The 24,876-nt window shown below is 44.5% G+C and carries 13 protein-coding genes; 5 read left to right on the top strand and 8 right to left on the bottom strand.

Features of this window, described 5'->3' with window-relative positions; genetic code table 11:
* Positions 1-49: 49 nt before the first annotated feature.
* Positions 50-523 (bottom strand): hypothetical protein, encoded by a 474-nt coding sequence (locus IPM47_06790; protein QQS30631.1) that lies wholly within the window; start codon positions 521-523, stop codon positions 50-52.
* 211 nt (positions 524-734) lie between these two features.
* Between IPM47_06790 and IPM47_06795 the strand changes: the two genes are divergently transcribed.
* The 4 genes from IPM47_06795 to IPM47_06810 all read left to right on the top strand — a co-directional run bounded on the left by IPM47_06795 (position 735) and on the right by IPM47_06810 (position 7,877).
* On the top strand, positions 735-1,898 hold the full coding sequence (locus IPM47_06795; GenBank protein QQS30632.1) for an aminotransferase class I/II-fold pyridoxal phosphate-dependent enzyme: 1,164 nt from the start codon (positions 735-737) through the stop codon (positions 1,896-1,898).
* Positions 1,899-1,917: 19 nt separating this feature from the next.
* Positions 1,918-2,700, top strand: coding sequence for an amidohydrolase (locus IPM47_06800; protein ID QQS30633.1), 783 nt, complete (start codon positions 1,918-1,920; stop codon positions 2,698-2,700).
* A 143-nt stretch (positions 2,701-2,843) separates the two neighbouring features.
* On the top strand, positions 2,844-6,755 hold the full coding sequence (locus IPM47_06805; protein QQS30634.1) for a fibronectin type III domain-containing protein: 3,912 nt from the start codon (positions 2,844-2,846) through the stop codon (positions 6,753-6,755).
* A gap of 147 nt (positions 6,756-6,902) precedes the next feature.
* Positions 6,903-7,877 (top strand): M48 family metallopeptidase, encoded by a 975-nt coding sequence (locus IPM47_06810; GenBank protein QQS30635.1) that lies wholly within the window; start codon positions 6,903-6,905, stop codon positions 7,875-7,877.
* Between the two features lie 97 nt (positions 7,878-7,974).
* On the opposite strand, the gene IPM47_06815 is transcribed toward IPM47_06810, so the two are convergent.
* From IPM47_06815 to IPM47_06845, 7 genes are all read right to left on the bottom strand, one after another.
* On the bottom strand, positions 7,975-10,590 hold the full coding sequence (locus IPM47_06815; protein QQS30636.1) for an AAA family ATPase: 2,616 nt from the start codon (positions 10,588-10,590) through the stop codon (positions 7,975-7,977).
* 117 nt (positions 10,591-10,707) lie between these two features.
* Positions 10,708-11,700 carry a hypothetical protein gene (locus IPM47_06820; protein QQS30637.1) on the bottom strand — a complete coding sequence of 331 codons (993 nt, stop codon included), beginning with the start codon at positions 11,698-11,700 and terminating at the stop codon, positions 10,708-10,710.
* A gap of 12 nt (positions 11,701-11,712) precedes the next feature.
* Positions 11,713-12,750, bottom strand: a complete 1,038-nt coding sequence (locus IPM47_06825) for a DUF4340 domain-containing protein (protein ID QQS30638.1) — start codon at positions 12,748-12,750, stop codon at positions 11,713-11,715.
* A gap of 50 nt (positions 12,751-12,800) precedes the next feature.
* Positions 12,801-13,757: a DMT family transporter gene (locus IPM47_06830; protein QQS30639.1), complete on the bottom strand. Its 957-nt coding sequence runs from the start codon at positions 13,755-13,757 to the stop codon at positions 12,801-12,803.
* Positions 13,758-13,964: 207 nt separating this feature from the next.
* Positions 13,965-14,465 carry a T9SS type A sorting domain-containing protein gene (locus tag IPM47_06835; protein ID QQS30640.1) on the bottom strand — a complete coding sequence of 167 codons (501 nt, stop codon included), beginning with the start codon at positions 14,463-14,465 and terminating at the stop codon, positions 13,965-13,967.
* Positions 14,466-14,553: 88 nt separating this feature from the next.
* Positions 14,554-16,056 carry a hypothetical protein gene (locus IPM47_06840; protein QQS30641.1) on the bottom strand — a complete coding sequence of 501 codons (1,503 nt, stop codon included), beginning with the start codon at positions 16,054-16,056 and terminating at the stop codon, positions 14,554-14,556.
* 65 nt (positions 16,057-16,121) lie between these two features.
* Positions 16,122-18,920: a choice-of-anchor B family protein gene (locus tag IPM47_06845; protein QQS30642.1), complete on the bottom strand. Its 2,799-nt coding sequence runs from the start codon at positions 18,918-18,920 to the stop codon at positions 16,122-16,124.
* Positions 18,921-19,894: 974 nt separating this feature from the next.
* Here IPM47_06845 and IPM47_06850 point away from each other — a divergent pair.
* Positions 19,895-24,871: a fibronectin type III domain-containing protein gene (locus IPM47_06850; GenBank protein ID QQS30643.1), complete on the top strand. Its 4,977-nt coding sequence runs from the start codon at positions 19,895-19,897 to the stop codon at positions 24,869-24,871.
* The last annotated feature ends 5 nt before the right edge of the window (positions 24,872-24,876 follow it).

Here is a 24,876-nt window from a genome sequence, read left to right on the forward strand (position 1 = left end):
AGGATTTGGTGTGAGTAGAAAAGAAACTAAATAGTTTGACAGCAAACTGTTATTTTAATTTGGAAGTATGGTTTGGTTTTGTGTTATCCTGTGGCGGGGTTTCTAATCCCCAGTCTGAATCTCTGAGAAAGTCGAGGCCATCTTTCATCATTTGGGGGACTTCCTTAACCTGCTCCCTGAGTGGGTCTAACGAACCCTCTTTCCAGCCCAAAGCTTTGGCGCATTGCTCAATTCCCGAAATAACATCACTCATCGGAGAAACAAAGTCAATAGATTTGCCGTCCACAACCAAGTTGCCTTCTTCCACTTCAACATCCATGCCTTTCAACTCATTTTGTAAATGTTGGAGTTTGTGCTTTGCAGCAGTTTTGACAGAATCCATTTTTTGCAATACTGTCTTTGAAAGGGGCGAATCTGTGGTTTTTCGGTCTGTGTTTTGTGCAAAACCGGTAGCGGCAGAAGATATAGTGAGCAGAACACAAAAAAGAATCAAAACCAATGAAGAAAGGAGGAGGGATTTCATGGCAGATTTTCTTTTGAAGCAGGGTTAAAAACAAAAAATATTTTAAGTGTAATTTTCATTACATCGGTCAGAAAGTAGTACTTTGTGGCCGAAAAAGCAACCGGAAACGGCTCTGGGTTTAAATGCCCTACAAAGTTAAACAGATTATTGAAATACTGCCAAGCCTTATTGGGTTTAAAAACTCGTTCATCTATTGTATTTTTGTTGATTTATGTCAAATTACAGGGTAGGGGTCAGGTCAAAACTGCCAAATATTGGGACGACCATTTTTACAGTCATGTCTGCGCTTGCCAATGAGCATGGTGCTATCAATCTTTCACAAGGTTTTCCCGATTTTGACTGCCCGTCCGATCTGACAGATTTGGTCAGCTTTTACCTGAAAAAAGGATATAACCAATATGCTCCAATGGCCGGTTTACCCGGTTTACGGGAACAGATAGCGCAAAAAACAGACAAACTTTATCATTTTTATCCAAATCCGGAAACAGACATCACCATCACCGCAGGAGGCACTCAAGCCATCTATACAGCAATTACGGCTTTGGTCAATGAGGGAGATGAGGTGATGGTTTTTGAACCTTGTTATGATTGTTATGTACCTGCCATCAGGCTTTGCGGGGCAATTCCTGTCCATATTCCGTTACAGGAAAACAACTACCGGATTCCCTGGGACTTAGTCAAAAAGATGATCAGCAGCCGCACCCGCATGATCCTGCTCAACTCTCCCCATAATCCTACCGGATCTGTCCTCGATGCTTCCGACTTGCAGGAACTTCAGCGTTTGGTTACCGGAACGGATATTGTTTTGCTCAGCGATGAGGTTTATGAGCATGTCATATTTGACGGATTGCGCCATGAAAGCATGCTGCTCTATCCCGAACTCAGGGAGAGGAGTGTGGTGGTATTTTCATTTGGAAAAACATTTCACAACACCGGTTGGAAAATAGGATATGCCATTGCGCCCGATTATCTGACCCGCGAATTCCGAAAATCGCACCAGTTTATTGTATTTTCGGTGAATACTCCTTTTCAGTATGCATTGGCAGATTATTTGCAAACCCCCGAACATTATCTCAGCCTGTCTGAATTTTATCGTCAAAAACGCGATTATTTCCTTCAGCTTCTTAGCGGCAGCCGGTTTAGCTATGTTCCGGCTTCCGGTTCTTATTTTCAATTGCTGCACTACGATGCCATTTCAGACGAAAAAGACACCGATTTTGCGGTCAGACTGACCAAAGAAAATGGTGTTGCTGCAATTCCGGTTTCTGTGTTTTACAGCAAACCCGAACAAGCTACTCAGAGAGTTTTGCGGTTTTGTTTTGCCAAAAAAAATGAAACGCTCGAACAGGCAGCCGAAAAATTGTTGAAAGTTTAAACCTTTTTAATACGACTATATGACTTCAGATACGCTTCAAATAACATTGGTTCAGTCTGATATTATCTGGGAAAACAACGCAGCTAACAGGTTGGTTTATGACCAATTGCTCGATGGTGTTACCTCCGATCTTGTTATATTGCCCGAAATGTTTACCACCGGTTTTACCATGAATCCTACGTCTGTTGCCGAAAGCATGGACGGCCCAACCTTGCAATGGATGACAGAAAAAGCACGGCAAAACAACTTTGTGATTGCCGGAAGTCTGGTAATCGCCGAAAACAACCGTTATTTTAACAGATTGGTATGGGTACAGCCCAACGGCCATATTTACTTTTACGACAAACGCCACCTGTTCATACTGGGAGGTGAAGAGATCGTTTATACGGCCGGAATCAAAAAAATAATGCCCGAGTTGAAAGGATGGCGAATCCTGCCTTTGGTATGCTACGATTTGAGATTTCCGGTTTGGAGCCGCCAAACCCCACAACAGCCATACGACTTGCTTATTTATGTAGCCAACTGGCCACAGGTTAGAAATTACCCCTGGCAGCAGTTATTGAGAGCGCGCGCCATTGAAAATCTGGCTTACGTAGCCGGAGTAAACCGGATAGGTACCGATGGATCGGGAATTTACCACAGCGGAAACAGCGCATTGATAAATTTCAAGGGCGAAGAAATACAGACATTACCCGAATCGGTTGCAGTATATACCCATTCCATTTCATTAACAGACCTGCATCAGTTTCGCCAACAATTTCCGGCTTATATGGATGCCGATGAGTTTACACTAATACCATGAGTAGCCGTTCAAAATAAAAACCGGCTTAAAAGATTTTCAAAACGAACGGACAAAGGTTTTTGGTAAGTTTAAAACATTCGGGTTTTCCGTTTTCAGGCTTATATTTGTTGGATTTAGCTATGTTTCAGCAATTTATATCGCCAATGAAGCGAAAATTGATACTGATATTGCTTTTGGGTATAACAGCCTGTTTACAACCTTGTTTACAGCTTTCAGCAAAGGAATACCCTCATCTGTACTCCGGTTATTTCAAAGAAGCCTATCAGTTTTACCCTGACCTGCCAAAAGGTATTTTAGAGGCAGTAGCATATACCAATACCCGTATGAACCATATTGTACCGCAATCCATGCAGCCGGGTTGTATGGATATGCCGCAAGTGTATGGGGTTATGGGTTTGGTGGCAGATGGTAAAGGCTATTTCAGAAATAATTTAGCGGTTGTGTCCAAACTTTCCGGAACAGAAATCCGGCAAATCTGCCAAACTCCCCGATTCAGTATTCTGGCTTATGCAGCCGCTTTTGACAAGGTGATGCAACTTAAAAAAACAGAAAAAATTAACGACATACCGGCACAGATTTTTGCGTTGATTGCCTTGAGCGAATTACCCTATTCACCCGAAACCTATCGGACAGACTTCGCATTAAATTCATTTTTATACTCAGTGCTGTATTTCTTCAATGAACCCAATTTCAGGGAGCAATACGGCATTGATTCGGACAGGGTGAATATCAGGCATGTGTTAGGTGAAGCAATGTATCGTTTGGTCTGTGCTCCTTTCTTAGATCTAAGCGGAGAGATGAAGACCGGTTATTCAGGATTACAAAAATCCAACCTATCTACAACACCCGATGTGCCCGAAACAGCCGGATGGTCAGGTAGCAACTGCACGATGCCCTCCGGTCCGGCCGAATATTCCAATGCCTTATGGAATCCTGCCAACAGTGCCAATTACAGCAGCTACTCCATAACGCCTTATACCATTGCTGTCCATACCGTTCAAGGCTCTTATGCAGGATGTATTTCATGGTTTCAAAATCCCTCGGCCAGTGTGTCTGCCCATTACGTAATCCGTTCTTTTGATGGACAGGTAACCCAAATGGTCTGCCACCGCAACAGAGCCTGGCATGTGGGTTCTCAAAATTCCTTTGCAGTAGGCATTGAACATGAAGGATGGATAGAACAAGGCACAACCTGGTACACCAATGCCCTTTACCAAAGTTCGGCAATGGTCAGCAGGTTTATCAGCGATGACCTGGGCATCAACAAACTACAAACTTACGACGGACCGCCAACTGATGGGTTAATGCCATTGAGCCATACCTGTTACAAAATCAAGGGACATCAGCACTATATCGAAAACACCCATACAGACCCCGGCCCGCAATGGAACTGGTACCGGTATTATCAACTCCTGAATGACCTGCCACCCCCCACTCTTTACACCTCATTGACCGGAACGGTTTATGATTCGGGCGGACCTTCGGGCAATTATGGGAACGAAGAACGCTTGACCTACCTGATTCAACCATCCGGTGCAACTTCCATCACCCTTAACTTTACCACATACAGCTTAGAAAACGGCTGGGATTACTTATGGATTTATGATGGAAACAGTCCAAACAACGCATTGATTGGAGTGTATTCCGGAACTTCACCCGTAATTATTACAGCCTACACCGGTGCGGTGTATCTGGAATTTCGTTCCGATTGCAGCACCACAGCACCTGGTTGGGCAGCTACTTACACCGCCTCAGTTACCCCACCCGGCTGCCCTCCGCCTACCGGTCTGCTCGCTAACGCTTTTGCTTTAAATGCACAACTTAGCTGGAGTCCTGTTGATGAAGCAACGGGTTATGAAGTGGATATAAAAAGGGATTTAGACAATTTGTGGATGACCTATTCAACCGGCATCCCTTCTCTGTCAGTTTCAGGTTTGATTGCCGGATCGGTTTACCAATGGCGGGTTAGAGCCGATTGCGGGATGGATTATTCAGGGTATGCCGGTTCTTCGTTTGTTTCGTCCGATATTGGTACTACAACCACAAGTACAGGCAGCTATGTTAATAACCAATGTGAAGGGACCTTTTTAGATTCTGGTGGGCAGATAGCAAATTATGCGCATAATGAAAACTGGACATATACCATAGCCCCTGAAAATGCAGCAACGGTTACCCTTGTTTTTTCTCAGTTTGACACCGAAGCCGGGTACGATTTCCTGAATATTTATGATGGCAGTTCGGTGGCAGCACCACTCATTGGCAGCTATTCGGGAACTACATCCCCCGGCACTATCACTTCATCAGGAGGTGCACTAACTATCCGTTTTACTTCGGACGGCAGCGTTTATCAAAGCGGCTGGGCTGCCAACTGGACTTGTCAGATAAACTGTATGTTGATTACCGAAGTCAATATACCGGCTTCTCTCTGGCAAACCGATGATTTTACAGCCACCTTTACCGACTTAAACCCTTGCGAAACCCCAATAACTGAGCGATTTTACAATGCAACTGGCCTTAACGGTAATGAATGGAGAGGAAACCCATTGGCAGGACAGTTGAAAGACGATTTTAACCAATCTGTTATTCACCCCGATTGGACTCCTGCTGCAGGAATCTGGAGCATGAACACCGGCTCAGGCAGTATTCAGCAAACTGATGAAGCCAACGGCAATACTAAAATTTATACTGCTTTAACTCAAACTTCAGGGAAAACCTGGCTTTATCACTGGAGGGGGAGAATAGGAGGGAGCGGCAATAACCGCCGGGCCGGAATTCATTTCTTCGGTTCCGATGCCAATGGAGCAAATCTCGGCAATTCCTATTTTGTGTATTTCAGAGCCGATAACGACAAAGCTCAGATTTACCGTGTCAATAATGATGTCTGGAGTTTGCAGACCGATAACGATGTGGTCATTGATCCGAACATCTGGTATGATTTCAAAATCACCTATAATCCCCTTACCGGAGTTATCAACGCTTATGTCAACAATACCCTTGTAAGTAGCTGGACTGATCCATCTCCGTACATTTCAGGTAGCTATGTTTCGTTGCGAACAGGAAATTGCACAGCGTTTTACGATTTCTTGCAGGTTTTTTGTTCGAGGCCTGACAATTCAGTGGTAGTCAGTGTTGGAAATGCCCCGTCCGATGCGTTGAATCAACAAAATCCAAACTCCAATCAGGAGGCAGGTAAAATAACTTCTATCATTAGAGACCTCAATGGCTGGTCGAATGAAAGTTCAACATTGGTCAATATTGATTTTACTCCTCCAATTCCTGTTATGGTTAATGATGGAAGCGGAGCAGATTCCGATTTTACCGATTCTGCAACCCAACTTTCAGCCAATTGGACTTCAACTGTGGATAGTCATTCAGACATTACAGGCTATTTCTATGCCATTGGCAGTATTCCCGGATCAACCGACCTGCTCGATTGGACGTTCAATGGGATGGCTACTAATTTTACCCAATCCGGGCTTGACCTTATGGATGGACAGACCTGTTTCATCAACATCCGGGCTGTCAACGGAGCCGGACTTTTCAGCATGTCCTCTTCAGATGGAATTACCATTCAACTTCCGTGTATGAGTCCTCAAAACCTGAACATCACAGATTTGAGTCCAACTTCGGTACAAGTAAACTGGCAATCTGTCGAAAATGCCGTACAATATAATCTTCAATATCAACCGGTCGGAGAAGCAACCTGGTCGAACCTGATAATTCCTGAAAACATGACGACCACGGTTTTAAACAACCTTAGTCCCTGTACTCAGTACGAAATACAAATTCAAGCTGTTTGTATAGCTCAGACCGGCGCATTCAGCAATTCTGTTGAATTTACCACCGGCAACTACCTGTATCCCATCATCTCCGGTTCGACTGATATTTGTCTGCCTGCCGGAACTCAAATTTATACGGCAACCTTTTACCCTAATGTCAGCTATTTATGGACAGTAACCGGCGGTGCTATTCTGACAGGTCAGGGGACTCACCAAATTACAGTTCAATGGAGTGGCACAGAAGCCGGACAAGTAAGCCTCGTGGTAAATGAATAGGTTTTCAAGGGGTATGCTGTTTACAAAACCAAATTATGGCAGTCTAACGTGATTTGAACGGATATTTATCAAGACGGAAATAAATAAACTAAATATCTTGCACTAACGTTTGTTTTATTATACTTCACAATTTGAAAATTCAATATTATGAAACAGCCAATTCGTGTCGCAGCTTTAATGGCGGTAACTGCCTTGTTTTTGATTGCCGCCTGTTCAAAGGTGCCAATTACCGGACGGAAGCAGTTCAGCCTTATTCCGGATGCCACTATCAATCAGCTTAGCAATGATCAATATCGCAGTTTTTTGGGACAAAATAAAGTTGTTACCGGAACCGCCGATGCCAGTTTGGTTAAAGATGTGGGGCAACGCATTTCTAAAGCCGTTGACTCTTATTTTGCCAAACAAAAAGACAACCCCGTCAAAGGATTCAAATGGGAATTTAACCTCATAGAGAGCAAAGATGTCAATGCTTGGTGTATGCCCGGAGGAAAAGTAGCCGTCTATACCGGTATTTTGCCAACTACCATGGACGAAAATGGACTGGCCGTGGTAATGGGGCATGAAATTGCACATGCAGTCGCTCAACACGGTAGCGAGAGAATGACCCAAGGATTGATTCAACAAGTAGGTGCTATCGGTTTAGCAGTTGCGCTTCAAAATAAACCGGCTCAAACCCAGGAGTTGTTTATGCAGGCTTATGGTATTGGTACAACAGTAGGTGTAATGTTGCCTTTTTCACGCAACCATGAAACAGAAGCCGATAAACTTGGGTTGGTCTTTGCCGCAATGGCCGGATATGACCCACAGGCTGCGGTTCCGTTTTGGCAGAGAATGAACAAATTGGGTGGCGCTAAACCCCCGGAATTTTTAAGTACCCACCCAAGCGATGCCACCCGTATCAAAAACCTTCAGGATTTTATGCCTACGGCAATGAAATACTATAAGAAATCCCCGAACATTAAGCCCAACCAAACCACCAACCACAATACGACCAACAATTCGGGTAAGCAACCTGCCAACAAAACCACGAATACAAATACAAATGATCCGGCAACGATAGCGCCCAACAACAAAGACAACACAAAACCACAAAGAATCAAGGTAAACAAAGTGCCTAAGTAAATCAAAATCAGGTTAAAGCCTGAAATACAACTGAAAAAACAAAACCCTTATGCAGATATCATATCTGCATAAGGGTTTTTTTGAAAAGGGTTGATTTTTAAAAACCTATCCCCTTGTTTTCGTCCGGGTTTATAAGTGACATGTTGCTGTCTAAAATGCGTATAACATCCAAGGTAATGGTTTTTAGCATTTGTTCGCTTCTTCGTTCAGTTGGTAACTCGGCCAAAGCTAAGTGATGGCGTTTAATAACTTCGCCAACAATCTGACGCACCACACGGGCATTGCCGAAATTTTTTCCTTTTTTCAATGTCAGGTTTTGAATAAAATTCTCTAAATATGCTTTTGCTGAACTTTCGAGTTCTAACCTTTCATAAGCAAACATGTATAAGGCGATAGACATCAGCTCATCCGCAGTATAATCCTCAAAAAAGAATATTTTATCGAAACGTGATTTTAACCCTGGGTTTGAATCGAGGAAGTTTTTCATTTCTTTGGTATAGCCTGCCACTACAACCATAAATTTGCCCCGATCGTCTTCCATGCGTTTCAGCAAAACTTCAATCACCTCGCGACCAAAGTCATTTCCACCACCGACAGCAAGAGAATACGCTTCATCTATAAATAACCCGCCTCCCATTGCCTGTTCGATGACTGCGGCGGTCTTTAAGGCAGTTTGACCAATATAAGGAGCAACCAGCGACTTTCGATCAACCTCGACTAAATGTCCTCGTTCGAGAATACCGAGTGCTTTGTAAATTTTAACCAAAATACGGGCAACTGTGGTTTTTCCGGTGCCGGGGTTGCCTGTAAAAACGGTATGCAGGTTGAAACTGTTTTGCAGGTTGCGTCCGGTTTCGCGGAAGAATTTGACTAATTTTACAATTTCATGAACATCGTTTTTAATTTTGGTCAATCCTATCATGCTGTTCAGTTCGCCGAGTGCTTCTTCTAACAAGGGATTATCTATCGGCAACAGAACAATCTCTTTTTTGTTTTTCTCAAATACCCTTAAGACATCCTCCTCGGTGATTGTAGACAGGTCGGTCTCTGTTAGCTTCTCGACATCCAATTCAGGGTTGCTCATGATGCGCAATCCAAGAACCCGTTTGCTTTCTTCAATAATGCCGTTGACATAACGGGCGTTGCCAAAAGTTCGGTCTCTGTTGCGGTAAGCTTCCACTACATTCAGTTCAATCATACTCATGGCTTCCGGTGTAATCACGATGTCCTTTTTCTTTGCAGTATAAGCGGCAATTTGCAACAGTTCATTCGGGGTATAGTCCGGGAACTTCACAATATGTTGGAACCTTGAGGCAAGTCCGGGATTAGAGGCCAGAAACTGTTCCATTTCCTGAGTATAACCGGCGCAGATAATGGCAAGGTCTTTTGTGTTTTCCATTTCTCTAATCAGCACTTCGAGTACCTCCCGGCCGAAATCTTTTTCATCATCACCACGGTTAGTCAGTGCGTAGGCTTCGTCAATAAACAAGATGCCACCTTTTGCGTCATCAATCGCTTTTTTCGTTTTAGGTGCGGTCTGACCGATGTATTCAGCCACCAAATCGCCGCGCCCCACTTCGTGGATTTCTCCTTTGGAAAGCATTCCAAGGCTTTTGTAAATTTTGCCCAACATTCGTGCAACCGTAGTTTTTCCGGTACCCGGGTTTCCCAAAAAGACGGTATGCAGGCTAAAATTATCGGCCTCTTTAAATCCCTTTTGCTTGCGAATCTGTGTAAACTGCAGGTATGTGGAAAACTCATTCAGTTGTTTTTTCACTTCGCCCAGCCCGATTAACTCATCCAATTCGGCTTTGGCTACTTCAAAAGTTATTGGAGGGGCATCTGTAACCTGTTGAAAAGTGGTTTGTTGACCTGATACGGCTGTAGCATAACTACCCGAAAATTCTTCATCGCTGCTGCCGACGGCGAAAGGAATGGCAGCGATAACCCGGTCCATAAACAGGACATAAAGCGAATAGTTTCCGGTTACCCAAAACCCGGGGCTTTTGGTGCCATAACCGCTGTCTAAAACGATTTGCTGCGGCTTGTCCGATATGTACTTGAAGTAAGACATATAGGCTTTTACCAGATTGTTGCTGGTGTGTATATAAAACTGAAGTTCGAGCGGGAAATAAGCTTCATTTTGCATTTTATTGTCTAAGACAAGTTCTATATTGACATATCGGGTCTTGTCCTGTCCAAAAGCCTGAAGATAAACCCTCGATTCAATTGGAGTCCCTTCAAAAGGGCTTTCAAATAATTTGATGCTTTTGATATCAAAATAGGGATTATGAGTGGAAGAAACAGTACCGTTGTTCATAATATAAAAGTACGATTCTCCGACATTAGTGCCATCCACCAAAACATCCCATTTATAAATGCCTTTTTTCCAGTAACCCGGTTCCGGAGTTCCCCAACCATCGTGAACATTCACTATGTTGGTTTCTTTACTCACCGGCACTTTTTTTTCTAACTTGGTTACTTCTTTGTTGGTGTGGTAATCCACTATCCTAAGCACGACATCTGCCTCCCAGTCGTCTTCGGCATACAACAGGTTGTAAAAAGAGAGTTCTATGTTTACATAACTGGCATCTGTTTCGTCAAAAACAAAGCGATATCGGCGCGCACCCTGAAACAAACTTTCTAACGAGCCATAAACTCGCAACTCTTTAAATTTAAAATATTCCCTTTTACTATTCTTTTTATCAAACATCAGGTTGGATTTTGGAACATTTAAATAATAAATTTTAAAAATCTTGCCGGCAATATTACCGGCAAAAGATACATCTAAGAAACGTAAAGGTAGGTTTTTTCAGATTAAGTTGCCGCCTCAAAGAATATATTTTGAATATTGAAAGTAAAATACCATACAAAGCAGTAAGAAATGCGACAATTCTGCAAAGATAGTTCTGCTAATTCCCTGAAACCAAAAAGCCATATAAACCGAAACCGGAACTGCCAGAAAGGTGATGGGTGCAAGCGTATATCGCTCGATAAAGGCGAATGTCAACACACTGATGAGCAGTAAATATCCGAGAATACTGGTCATTCTTTTAATTTTTACCACACTAAATAGTAGCCGCTGACTCGTGATGAGGTAAGAAACTGAGGTTAACCCAATAAAAATGCCAAGTTGCACCAACCAATGGCTGATTTCAAAAGGCTCAGTAACAACTGTGGTGGTGATATGCAAAAAATGTCCGGTTAAGAAGGTTCGTAATTCGTCATTCAGAAAATAGAAGGTAGAAAACAGGAGGTAGGGCACTAAAACTCCAAGGATGACCACTATCCATTGTCGCCATCGGATAATCTTTGTTATGGTAATTCCGATAAATACAAAAATTAAAAGCAAAAGTGCCGGAAGGTAGCAAAGCGAAGCGATAGAGATATAAAACCCTGCATCGAAATAATGTACAAAGCTATCGCTGTTGTAACATTTGTAGATGATGAACAGGGTATATATAATGGCGAAATTTGCAAAAAAAGGAGGGCTTAGATATAAATGTTGATTGAACAAACCGATCAGGAGGATGTAAAAAAGTGCCGGCAGTCCTGATACAGATTCAAACAGCCGATGATTATTACAGATTGCATTGATGGCCAATGCCTGAATCCAAACCATTCCGATAAATATGAGCGCTAAAAAAGTTTGGTTGCCGGCAGTCAACATTTCGAGCAGCGATAAAACCAACTTGCTGACAGGAGCGGTAGAAGAAAATACAATTTGGTTGGGAAACAGCAACAGGTTGACATTGAGCAGCAAAGCGTAGGCCAGCAGCAACACTGAAAAGGGCATTCTTACGTCTTTAAGCAGAGATATCACCTGATTATGGAGTTATGATTTGGGGATGATGATAAAATCCTGGTATCGTCTGAACAATTTACCGAACACAAATTGCTGTATCATCACCAAATCTCCGCCATTGTTTATAAAAGCCAGATAACGGTCGGGGTCAGTAAGTATGGGAGTACCGTCTTCGTTGACCTGTCTTTTACTTCGCCGGTTGTTGGGCAGGTAATGTATCTGAATGGCTTTGGTTTTCCCGTTTTTATCGGTAACGCTTAACTTGCAATAGGGGAGGGTGTTTCGCAGTGAGTCGGTTCTGGGATAGCCGTTTTCGAAAGCCTCTGCATATAGTTCTTTAAAAGAGTTGAGATAACTCATCAAAAGAGGTTTGTTGAGTATGGCTTTTGGGTTAGAAATTTTAGCAGATGCATCAACAGGCTCTACAGTAAAAGAGTCTTTTTCCATGACAGTAAGTAGAAAACCATTTTCCGGATTTTCGGGATATTCGGCTTTAACTTCGGCTATTTGTGCATAATGCAAATTGAACAACAAACGGTCGCGCCATTCTTCGGCAAGGGTGAAATGCCTGCTGAGCAGATTGCCTTCAAGTCCCGGTATGGTAACGATATAGGGTTTTGAAGCTCCTTTGAGCATGATATAGGTTCCCATTTTGTCATTGGTAACGCCGCCAATATAGTATTCATGTGCCGGATTACCGGGGTCTTTTGTAAATATCTGAACCGTTCTTTGGGGGTCGTCAAACATTTTAATCACATTGGGATAGGCGGCATTGCTGATTGGGCGTTCCAACCGCAATTGAGCAAAGGTGCTTAACAAGGTATTTATGGCATCCGGGCGAGCTTTATAACCGTCGTTGACCAACCAGGTATCTTCATTTTTCCGTGTTAGTTTCAGTTTGCGTTTCTGATTGTCAGTCAAAATGACCTGAGTTATCGCTCCGGTGTCGGCATAAGAAAATGCTGTTTCGGTGTTGTCGGTTGTGCTCCATGTTTTGCTGAAATACAAAATAGCGGCAATTGCCGCCAACAGACCGAGCACGATAATATAGGTTTTACTGTTTTTCATGGAAATTTATTTAGGGTGAATTAACATAGCCTGACTTGAATATTTATTATTTAAGGTTCCGGTTTTGCAGCAGTATTTTGAGCAGTAAATTTAACCACTGTTTTTCCGGGCGGGTTGCTGACCAAAAAAACTCCGGTAAAAATAAGCAAAGCAGCCGCTATTTTTATAACGGAAAGCTCGTCTTTCCCAAAACCTACTGCCAGCAAAGTGGCAATCAGGGGTTGAGAATAAATATAAACCCCAACGATGGAAGGGCTGACTTTTTCGAGGGCATAAATATTGAGCAGATAGGTTAAAAATGTGGTCGCCAGCACTAAAAACACAATGCAACCCCATATTAGCGGTGTCAGGGTATGCCAATCAACAGCCATAAGTTCTGAATACCCGACCGGAGCCACAAAAAACAAGCCTGTAACAAATACCCACATAATGATGGTCAGGGGGTGATAGCGTTGCATGAGAGGTTTGACTATCACTAAGTATAGCCCGTAGGATGCGGCATTGATAAACACCAGCAAATTGCCCAATGCGCTGCTTCCGTCACTTCCCGATTTACCACCTGCAATCACTGCCGCAGCACCGGTTGCCCCCATTAGCACTCCTATAATTTTGATCCATGTCAGCCGCTCATGCCGCATAAATGCAGCAATCAGCAACACCAGAATAGGAGTGGTAATCATGATCAGGGAGGCACTGATGGGAGAAGTCATAGAAAGACCCTTAAAAAAGAGCAGTTGATTGATAGCCACACCAAACAATCCGCATAAAATCAACCGCACCCAATCTGCCCTTTTTACCGGATGATGCAACCGGGATTCTGCGTGAGATCCTGCACTGAGCAGTTTGAAAAAAGCATAATATAAGAGACTGGCCATGCTGACCCGGATTAATATCAGTCCGAATGGTTTGACATATAGCGGGGTTACTTCCTTTGCCACTACATAACTTGCGCCATAAATGATATTGACTATTGCTAAGGCGATATGCGCTTTGACTGTACTGCTCATGGGGCGCAAAGATAGGGAAAATTGACCCTGTTTTCGACTTGCAGTTATTTATGGTTTGAATTTGCACCGATTGTAATGGGCAAACAATGTAAATGCTCCTACCACGAATGGCAATTAAACTAAAAGCCCCCCTGTACTCAAAACACAGGAGGACTTTGTTAGATTTTATCAGATTGTCAACTTTTTGCTGAAGTTGGTACTGATATACTATTTCACCACCATTACAGGCAACCGTTCTGTAACACCACCGGATCTTTGTAAAATAGCGTAATAAATGCCTTCGGGCAAATTAGAAGTATCAAAGGCAAACTGACAGGACCTATCCTTTTCTGTTTGCTCGTTAAAGAATTCAGCTACTGCTCTGCCATCTATCGAATAAACGGACAACTGCACTTGTTCTTGTCCATGGCCCATAAAGCTAATCGTACTTACTCCGTTGGCAGGATTTGGGAATGACATGAGCGTTTGCATAGCGAAATCGCCTGCATTTTTTTCAGTACCTCCACAATAAATTGTAACCCTTGCCGAAGCGGTGCAGCCGCCTGAATTAGTAACTGTATATGTTCCATCTACAGGCGGAGTTCTATACACAATACTGCCGCTACCGGTATAACCGGGACTGCTCCATGAACAGGAGTTGCCGCCCGATGCAATGAGATAGATTCGATGATTGCAAATGCTGTAACTGGATACCTTATCTACGGGCATAAGATATGGACAACAAAGCTATTACAGTCCTGATTAAAATCCCATCAGCCCTTATCTTTAGTGTATAAAATTTATATTACAATCCTAATTAGTGGTTAGAACCGGTTATCAGGTATTTTTGCGTGTCTGTGAATATCTGACCGTCAGGTAATATAAAACGGGCAGTGCAGAGATAAAGCCCGGAAGTCAACGTTGTGTAGGGGTTTATATAGATGTTGTGCAGATAATTACCGGCACCGGGGAGTTGTATATTGCCGGAAGCAACTAACTTTTGCCCTGAAACAAAGTAGAGTTCTACCTCAACAGTACAGGATTGGTTGGTTTTTAGCGTTACGAATAACGGGGAATGGTTGATACCGTAGTTGGGCAAAAGCGATAAACCAAATTGCACCGCTGCTACGTTTTCGGTAATAAAAGTCGCTTCGGGTGCTCCGGTATATTGCACATAATACTTTCCTCCTCCACCCATATAGCTCATCCCGCATAGCAGGAAATCGCCGTAAACAGAGGGTTGAATATCGTATCCCAAATCTATGGAGTTGCCGCCAAAATAATTTACCCCAATTTCATTGCCGTTGGCATCGGCATGCAGCAGCAGGATATGAATAGGGTCACCCGGTCTGAAACGGTTGCTATAGCCGGTAATCATGAAATTACCCTCGTCGGTTTGGAGTGCCGAAAAAGCGGCTTCGGTGCTGTTGGACAGTCCCCAGGTTTTGTACCATTCTAATTCACCTTCAACCGAAACCCTTGCCAGCACAATATCAAAAAGACCGGTTGTATCAATGACTGTTTCTCCGGTCAGAAAATAGTCGTTTTGTTCAGTTACCATGATGCTTTTGATACCGTTTGCCCAATCATCACCAATCACCAAATCCCATTCGGGATTGCCCTCAGCATCGGTTTTAACCACCCAAATATCTACGTTATTGGTTTCGTTAAAACTTTGAGCATCTCCGGTAAAGACATATCCCCCATCCGGAGTTTGACGCACCATATATCCCACATCGTTATGCTGTCCGCCATAAGTCTGCTCCCATTGAACGTTGCCAAATTGGTCGAACCTGACCAGATAGCAGTTGTTGCCCACCCCTCCGCTCAGGGTATTGGTTTTAAAGCCCAAAGCAATATAGCCTGCATCTGAAGTTTGCTGTACGTGCGAAAGCGATTCGGTCAGGTCTGATTCAGGAGTAGTTACTGCAAATATCACATTGCCGGCGGTATCGGTTTTTAGCAGCCATCCGTCTGTATTGCCGGGGGAAGTTTCGGTATCGCCGGTCATTACGATGTTGCCATCTGCTGAAACAATCATATAACCGCATTGGTCGTTCAGAGGAGTTCCGTAATATTTAGTCCATACCACCTCGCCGTTTGCGGTCATTTTGGACAAAGTTAGGTCCGCTTGCCCGATAATTCCGGATACTGCGGTTCCTGCGGTATAAATACTTCCATCCGGCAATTGCCTGATGGCAACCGCTTTTTGATTCATTGTATCATTGCCGAAAACGGTGGTAAAATATGTAACCTGAGCTTGAATCGGAAACAATTTCAGGCTTAACAACAGACAACAAATCGCAGAATAGTTTCTCATTTCAGGTATTTGCTAAAGCAGGCTGACAAACAATAATTGATATAACTGCAAGGACATTAAATGTGTTAATACCTCACCAAACCCATCCCTATTTTTCCGGCATATATTCCAAATACGTTAAAGTCGGCCACCGTAACTGAGCCGTCAAAGGTTACATCTGCATCCGAATAGGTGTTGATTAGTCCGCTTTGGGTGGTAAAATAGTTGTAGTCAGTAACTGTAATAATGCCATTAGAATCGAAGTCCGCAGGTATCAGTCCGTAGTTGCCTGCATTAAGCAGGAATAACTGACCCGCGCCTCCGCCAACATTGGTCGCTGTTTTAAAGCTGAAGCTCGATAAATTCGGAAGGCTGACCGGTGAATCGCTGACCACTGCCAAATGATTTCGATGGCGCAACACGACAAAATAGCTGCCTCCCTGACCAAGGTTATAAAATTTAACTCCGTTAGTGCCGTCTATATCGGCTAAATTTCCGTTGTTCAGAATCAAAGCAGCCCGTTGTTCTGTGATCAGGATGGGGTTGGAGAAGGGCCGAAGCTCAACCAAGACCCAATCTGTTGCATTAGTGGGAAGCGGATTTAGAGATTCGGTTCCGGCGTAGTTCCAGGGAGGACGGTTATAGGGTTGTTGGTTTGGCAGCAACCCGTTGGTGCGCAGGGTCGTATTCATCTGTAAGCCTGAAAAAGCACCACTGAGCCAGGCGGTTGCCTGAAAGACGACCGGCGGGATGGTTACTTCAAATTTATCTAACCCTGCTTCTACAAGATGCTGAGTGCCGAGGTCACTTACTTCAACTATCAGCCTCATATTGTTGGTGGGAGTAATTACATCGGACACATTAAAAGTGTTGGGTACCCATTGCGCCTGATTAGGGTCAGAAACAGTCAGTGTTTGAATGGTTACCGTATTCGTTCCGTTGGAGATTTTAATCAGCATTTGATCGTTAGGAGTGCCGCTACCGCCTGTGTTTCTGAACCAACGGTAATAACTGATTTGCGCATTGGGAGAGGTGCTGAGGTCAAAAACCGGAGAAGTAAGGATGGTAGTTCCGTTGTCCACATCGGCATTGCCTGCGGCTCCGGAAGCATTTCCGGTTACATAGCATTGAGTTCCATAATCGGTGGAAACATCCACATCGGGATTGCTTGGAAGGTTATCATAAGTTGTGCCGATAGGTTGGGCGCGTACCCATGCTCCGGCAGAAGCGTCTCCGCTGACAGGCCAGCCATAGTCGAACAGAAAATCGTCGTAATATCCTTTGCGCAGGGAGAAGTTGACCGTAGAATTACCGGGGTTTAAATTCATATCGGTAAACTGAAGGGTTTGATACCCCCATTTTCCGGCATAACAAGTATAGACTCCTGATCCGGGCAGCGAAACAGTATAAACGCCGGATGCGTTAGCAGTGGCCGTATAGTTGTTCAGTCCATCCCCAAACAGCACCGAAGCACCGGAAACAGGCAGACCGGTTTGTGCATCTGTGATGGTTCCGGAAGCAGAAAACGGAATATTGGGCACCAACGCCACATTAAGGGTTTGGGTTGTTCCGTTGACAAAAGTGACGGTAAAGGTTTGGGTGATATAGCCGGATGATGAAACAGTTACCGTATAAGTTCCATTACCCGCCATGCCGGTAATATAGCCACCGTTAAAGCCGGAAGTCGTGTTAGCCGAAGACAAACCCTGTACCTGAATACTCACATTAGCAATTGGCGCATTAGTGGTTGCATTCGTGATAGTTCCTTTTAGATAGGAGGCAGGAACATAGTTCGGGGTTAAAATATAGAGTCCGGTTTCAATATCGCTTGCTGCTATGGTTCCGGAAGGGAAATAAGGATAAACTCCCCAGCAGCCGTTGTAGCCACTGCCTGAATAGGAGGGGGAAGTATCGTAATTTCCAACCTGAATCATTTTTTCAGGATGGGTGGCATCGGCAAGCACCACCCCGTCGCGGTAATAGGCAATGACCAGGAAGTTGTTTTTGACATGAACATTGTGGGGAATAGCGCTGCTGCCGGTAGCATTAAATTTGCTGATAAGTTGAATATCGCTCAGGTCTGTAATATTATATGCTTCTACGCTCGAATTGCTGGTTTCGTCAGTGGTGAACACGACTGTTCCGGCATTATTGAGCCATGTATTATGGGTAAAAGTTCGGGTAGTGCTTTGGGTTGCCATCACTACCGGATTGGCTTTGTTAGCTACATTGATGGCCCGGAAGTTACCCTCATAAATTTGTGCTGCCCAAAGCGTGTCGCCTCGAACAAAGCCGTCATGTACATATTCTTGATTGTAAATACCAACTATTGGCGGGTTTGTGGAGTTGGCAGCCAGATTCACCATAATTGCCCCACCGTTGCCATAGTTGGTACCATAGATGTAGCCGATGCCGTTTTCGTCAATCCAAATAGTATGCGATTTTGTAAAACTGATGGTTTGGCTGTTAAAAGTGCCGCCTGTCCAGTTGGTTACATTTGCGGAGGTAATGTTTCCTGAAGGAAGCGCACTGAAATTGATAATTTGCAGCCCACCGCCACCTTCATTGGTAATATAAGCATAGTTTCCCCAAACTTTCCCTTCGCGCCAGTCTGAATTGACCACCGCCGCTGCAAAATATACCTGGACAGGAGCAGCAGGGTTGGTAATGTCCACAATCGAAGTACCGGTGCGTCTGAAAGCAAGCACGTATTCGTGTCCACCTTTGGTAAACCCCCAAACACTGCTCATCACATCCGGATAAGTAATATGTGTGGCAAGGTTGATATTGGTTTGAGCCTCAACGGAAGGGGGGTAGGTAAAACTGGAAATTAACAAGAAAGCAAAAACACAAAAGCGAAGGCAGGTAATTGCTGTTGATTTCATTTTAATTAAATCCGGATTGTAAAATTGGCAAGAAAATAGCATCACAAAGTTAAGAACAATTTGAGAACCTCTTGTTTTTTCTGCTTTTATCATGCCATTGTTTTGTAAAAACATAATTAAAAATCTGATTTATCTGCTAATTTTTGGTTTTTTGACCGGATAAAACAAAATTCAAACAGAATATAAATATAAAATACAATATATTTTGAATTTCTGCTTTCGTGAAACTGTTTTGAAAAGCCTCAATGTTTTAAAACGGAGATTAATATTTTGACCCTCTGCAAAGACTTACTGCGCCTCTGCATTGACTTAAAGTACCCCTGCAAAAGACCATTGCACCCCTGCATTGACTCAAAGTACCCCTGCATAAGGTCATTGCACCCTTTCATCAACTCAATGTGCCTCTGCAAAGGGTTATTGCAACCCTGCTTTAGCTTAATTCACCTCTGCAATGACTCATTGCACCCCTGCAATAACTCAAAGTACCCCTGCAATGACTTGTTGCACCTATACATTAAAACAAAGTTTCCCTGCAATAAGCCAATGTCCCCCTGCAAAACTTTAATGACAACCCTATTCTATACCCCAAATCCTGTTTTTTTGAAATAATCAGCGGTAAGGTTAGCAATGCTTTTCGATACTTGGCAGGTGTTTTTTGTTCTACGGTTGCCGGTTTTGCAATACTCAGTGTGCAGTTTTTGATGGAAGGGTATGGTTTTTTTAAACTAACCTCTCAATAGTGGCTTGAAACGGGTCTTTAATGAATGATGGTAAAAAACGAGACACGTCCATACTTGTGTTAATTTATCTGAGCTGATGGGGTGGTCTTAAAAACCCGAAGGGGCTAAATGTCCGTAGAAAAGCAAAACAACCAACCTTAGGTTAACATTATCGAAACAGGCTTACTGCTTTTAGGGTAATGAATTACTTTTGCACGCAAAAAAAAATTTATCTGCAACTCTAATCTTATCTATATGTTGTCAGTATTAAAAAAAATACCTGTAATATGTTTATGGGTGTATGTTTTTTTGACCTGTTCGGAAAATGCCGATGCCCAACCCTGCAAGGAGGTGGTGGGCTATTATCCGGGCTGGCAATGGTATGACCGGGCGCAGTTGGTGCGCCCTACCACAATAGACTATTCCAAATATACCATCCTTAACTATGTTTTTTTTGCTCCGGATGCCAATGGCAATATATCGGGTTTCGATTCATGGGGCGATGAAAATCTGTTATTGGGACAGATTAACTGGAGTACTACGCCACCCTCCTATTATCCGAATACTTCGCTGATTGATTTGGCGCATAACCACAACGTAAAAGTGTTGGTTTCGGTAGGTGGGTGGACATTGTCGGACAATTTCCCCGGTATTGCTGCCGATGCGGTCAAGCGGCAGACCTTTGCCCAATCTTGTGTCAATCTGCTACAGACTTATAATTTTGACGGCATAGACCTCGATTGGGAATATCCGGGATATGCCGAGCACAACGGCACACCGGCAGATAAGGTTAATTTTACCCTGCTGCTTCAGGCAGTTCGCAGTGCTATTGACACTTATGGCACAAGCATCGGTAAACAGTTTTTGCTGACCGCCGCCGTATCATCGTCTCCGTCTCTCGCAGCCAATGTGGAATGGGAAAATGTTGCTCCGCTGCTGGATATGATCAACCTGATGAGCTATGACTATTTCGGCGCATGGGATCCGGTGAGCAATCACAACTCACCGTTGTATGCACCGGCAGTTGGCGACCCGGCGTTTAATCTGAATGCCGGATTTTTGATGCTGACCGAAACCTACGACGTGCCGCCGGGAAAAGTCAATATCGGTGTTGCATTTTACGGTCGCAGTTTTAAGCAATGTGCCGGATTGCATCAACCGCATACAGGAGCCGACACACAAACCTTCTGGCAAGATGAGGGCAGCCCTCAGTATTACAATGTGCTCGGCAATATGGGTTTGTTTAACCAGCACTGGGATGCTCAGGCTGAAGTGCCTTACCTGACCGGAAACGGCGTTTTGCAATCTTTTGTGAGCTACGACAACCCCGAATCCATTGCACTTAAAGCACAGTATGCGGTTGATAACAATGCCCGTGGGGTCATTATTTGGGAGATCACCGGCGACTATCTCGAAACCGCTCCCGGCTCGGGCATCATTGCCGGCACCCCCCTTGCCGATACGCTCAATGCCGTGCTTTGCGGGGCTGCGCTTCTCAAGCCCGATTTAACAATTCCTGCTGCATCCGCCAATCCCATCAGCCTGATTGCCGGCAGCAATACCAACATCACTTGTTCCATTGCCAATTCAGGAAGCGAAAATGCTCCCGCATCAGTGCTGGGGTTTTATCTATCCTCCGACAATACCTACGATGTTGCCGATGCTTTGCTGGCAACAACCGGAGTAGCGGCTCTAAATACCGGAAGTTCAGTTCCGGTAAACCTACCCATTGCCATTCCGGCTTTTACCGCCGCAGGAACCTGGTATCTGATTTTGGTAGCCGATCACGGCAATCTTATCACCGAAAGCAATGAAAACAACAATACCTATCCTGTTTTACTCAATATCAGCACTCCGCCGCTACCACCGGTTACCGACTTTACCGCATCTGCCACTGCTATTTGCTCCGGACAGCAGATAACGTTTACTTCTCTCGCTACCAATTCGCCCGATATCTGGGCATGGACTTTTGCCGGAGGCACGCCACCTGTTTCAGGAGTGGCCAATCCAACAATTACATTCAACGCTCCGGGCACTTATTCCGTCAGCTTGACTGCTTCTAACGACTTCGGCAGTGATACCGAAACCAAAAACGCTTACATTACCGTTTACCCCAACCCAATTGCCAACGCCGGTTCCGATATCAGTATCTGCAATGGTGCTTCAACTACCCTTAATGGAAGCGGAGGGACAACTTACTCATGGTCTCCTTCCACAGGGTTGAGTGCGTCAAATGTGTCAAACCCGCAGGCAAGCCCCAACAGCACTACGGCCTATACCCTTACAGTTGCCAATGCCAACGGTTGTACGGCAACTGACCAGGTTACCGTTACTATTACGCCCACCACCTCTGCCATCAGCGGCGCAAATTCTACCACACCCAATGCTACGAGCGTAATTTACAGCGTAGTCAATACACCCGGAAGCACCTATAACTGGACGGTTCCGGCAGGTGCAGTGATTGCGAGTGGACAAGGAACCAATCAGATAACCGTCAATTGGGGTGAAACGGGGGGTACGGTTTCTGTTACCGAAACCACCTCCGGGAGCTGTGTTGGCACTCCGCGAACGTTGGCCGTTTCGATACAGTCAACGCCCTCTAACTGCCCCACTCGGCCGACAACATACTATATCAACCCTGCCGATCTGAAGCAGGCAGGCGAAATTAAAATTGGTGAAGCCCGCCTGAATCCGGTTTGGGGAGTAAGCGCCGATGCCGAAATACCTGATAATCGAACAAGTTGGGCAATGGCCATTGCCCATGCCTATCAGATTTTTGCGAATGTTACCGATACGGGCATCATGCCGATGAATACCTTTTTTGCCACTCCGCTAAAAGAGTCCTTCTGCGGCTGCGATCCTGACATACAAACCGATGCCGCAGACCCTTTCCCCTTCACATTTCAGCCCTTATCTGTCAATGATGGTTGTTTTCAGATTGAGCCTCCCGCTTCGGCATATTCTGAGTTGATGACGATGTACCCGCAACGCTTTCCCGAAGGAGGCCATGCCCAATTGATTGCCGGCGACCACTTTGAAACAGCCGCCATAGCAAAAGCCTACTATGATATTTTTTCCGTCCGCTTTCTCGAAGTCAGTAAAGGATGGGATCCGTTTGGATTTTTTGAAGATGCAACCGACCCCCTTGCAGGAATTAAGGCTATATCCGGTGCTTACAACCGGGGGCTTTGGTCTAATCTGGTACAGAACATTTTTTCAACCCAAAGGGACGAAGCGCTTGCCACTTCTGATTTGCTTACCATTTTTGATGGTGAACCCACTGCTTATGACCATGCCCAAAAAATCAGCAACTATACCGTTGTGTTAGACAATCAGGCTGCGTTGCTCAATCCCTCTTCGTTGGGTAATATCAATCCCGAAACAGGACAACCTTTCAATTATTTTAAAAACTTTTACGATGCTCCTGTAAGTTGGGCAGATGTGGACCATTACCTCTCCCGAATTTTCCCGCTTTATCCCGATGTCAATTCTGCTTCGGTCATTTCGTCCGTTCAGACCGTTTTTAATTCCATCAATGCGGGGGCACCGATTTCTTTTCGATACGATTTCGGGCAGGTTTTGGATGCCATCATGTTAGCCCTGCCCATAGACGACCCGACCGAGCGCATTAAAATCAACTACGGATGTGCCAATAGTAGCGGAAACGGAAATGGAGGCGGCTCAACAGGATGCGGAATTCCGGAGGGTATAGCAACCACAGTAATAAATGCCAACGATGCTACACTTAACTGGACAGCCATTGGAGGAGCAACCGGATATTACCTGTTGTATCGTCCGGTAAATGGTGCCTGGCAAATCGTCCAACCTTCGACTAATACCATTCAACTGACGGGATTAGTCCCCTTCACCACCTACGAAGTACAGTTGGCAGCCAACTGCAATGGAGTCTATTCCAATTACGCTCCTGTTTTTAGCTTTACCACTGCCAACTATCTGAACGACTGCAATACCAATATTGGCGCAAACGGATATACAAACGGCTGCCCCATACCAACAGGACTGGAAGCCTATAACCTTACTTTTACATCAGTTACGCTTGAGTGGGATGATGTTCCAACAGCTACCGGATACTATATGTTGTATCGCCCTGAAGACGGTGTTTGGAGTATTCTTTCCCCGACAAGCAACACGATTAACCTGAATAGCCTTCAGCCGAATACAACTTACGAAGTTCTGCTTGCAACCAACTGTAACGGTATCTATACGGATAATGCCCCGATGTTTACTTTTACCACCGACAACAGCGGCGGCAGCAGCAGCACTGTTCCCTGCCCGTGCAATATTCCTTCCGGCATATCGGCAAACGATATTACCTTTCAAACTGCAACAGTTGTGTGGAACCCTGTGGCCGAAGCCACTCAATATTTGATTCGCTACCGGCAACAAGGCACTGAAACCTGGCTTCAGGTCAGTCAAACAGAAACGAATCTGCCATTGGACGGCTTATATCCCGGCACCACCTATGAGGTTCAGATCGCCTCAGTTTGCAGTACCACTACCGGCAGTTTTTCAACTTCACTCCTTTTTACCACCACCACCTCACCGTCTGCATTGCTGAAATTCAAACTATACCTTCAGGGGGCATATCTTCCGGTTTCAGCACTAATGACCACTTCCCTGTCAACAGGAGAGCATTTACCCGCCTCCCATCCTTACAATAATGCTCCCTGGTATTATTCGGGCACAGAAAATCTGGACCAGATACCGACCGGTGCTACCGATTGGGTGCTAATAGAAGCCAGAAACGCATTAGATCCGTATCTCGTTGTAGAACGAAGGGCGGCACTGTTGCTCAATAACAGCAATGTTCAGGATGCAGACGGAAGTGCAGGGGTTAAATTTTATCAACTGATTGCCGGAGTTCCTTATTTCTATGTCGCTCGTCATCGCAACCATTTGGCTGTAATGACAGCCGAAGCGCTGCCATTAGTCAATGGTGCAACTATAGATTTCACGCAGCCGGCTACCGTCATGTCTGCCGCAAGTCAGCTAAAGCCCTTATCCAATGGAGCTTATGCCCTGATGGGTGGCGATATGAATGGGGATGGAGTTATTTCTGTTGCAGATTTTAATTTGTATCAGTCACAATCATCTTTCCTGAACGGATATTATCCGGCCGATATAAATTTAGATTCGACGGTTTCGGTGTCCGACTTCAATTTATATCTGCCAAACGCTGCATCCATCGGTGTGGTGTATATAAGATATTGAGAGCA

The sequence above is a fragment of the Sphingobacteriales bacterium genome (assembly GCA_016700115.1).
Classification (GTDB): domain Bacteria; phylum Bacteroidota; class Bacteroidia; order Chitinophagales; family UBA2359; genus UBA2359.

Bases quoted from the DNA above. Each gene is read 5' to 3' on its own strand.
- IPM47_06790 (QQS30631.1), bottom strand. From the start codon at position 523: ATGAAATCCCTCCTCCTTTCTTCATTGGTTTTGATTCTTTTTTGTGTT.
- IPM47_06795 (QQS30632.1), top strand. From the start codon at position 735: ATGTCAAATTACAGGGTAGGGGTCAGGTCAAAACTGCCAAATATTGGG.
- IPM47_06800 (QQS30633.1), top strand. From the start codon at position 1,918: ATGACTTCAGATACGCTTCAAATAACATTGGTTCAGTCTGATATTATC.
- IPM47_06805 (QQS30634.1), top strand. From the start codon at position 2,844: ATGAAGCGAAAATTGATACTGATATTGCTTTTGGGTATAACAGCCTGT.
- IPM47_06810 (QQS30635.1), top strand. From the start codon at position 6,903: ATGAAACAGCCAATTCGTGTCGCAGCTTTAATGGCGGTAACTGCCTTG.
- IPM47_06815 (QQS30636.1), bottom strand. From the start codon at position 10,590: ATGTTTGATAAAAAGAATAGTAAAAGGGAATATTTTAAATTTAAAGAG.
- IPM47_06825 (QQS30638.1), bottom strand. From the start codon at position 12,750: ATGAAAAACAGTAAAACCTATATTATCGTGCTCGGTCTGTTGGCGGCA.
- IPM47_06830 (QQS30639.1), bottom strand. From the start codon at position 13,757: ATGAGCAGTACAGTCAAAGCGCATATCGCCTTAGCAATAGTCAATATC.
- IPM47_06835 (QQS30640.1), bottom strand. From the start codon at position 14,465: ATGCCCGTAGATAAGGTATCCAGTTACAGCATTTGCAATCATCGAATC.
- IPM47_06840 (QQS30641.1), bottom strand. From the start codon at position 16,056: ATGAGAAACTATTCTGCGATTTGTTGTCTGTTGTTAAGCCTGAAATTG.
- IPM47_06845 (QQS30642.1), bottom strand. From the start codon at position 18,920: ATGAAATCAACAGCAATTACCTGCCTTCGCTTTTGTGTTTTTGCTTTC.
- IPM47_06850 (QQS30643.1), top strand. From the start codon at position 19,895: ATGTTGTCAGTATTAAAAAAAATACCTGTAATATGTTTATGGGTGTAT.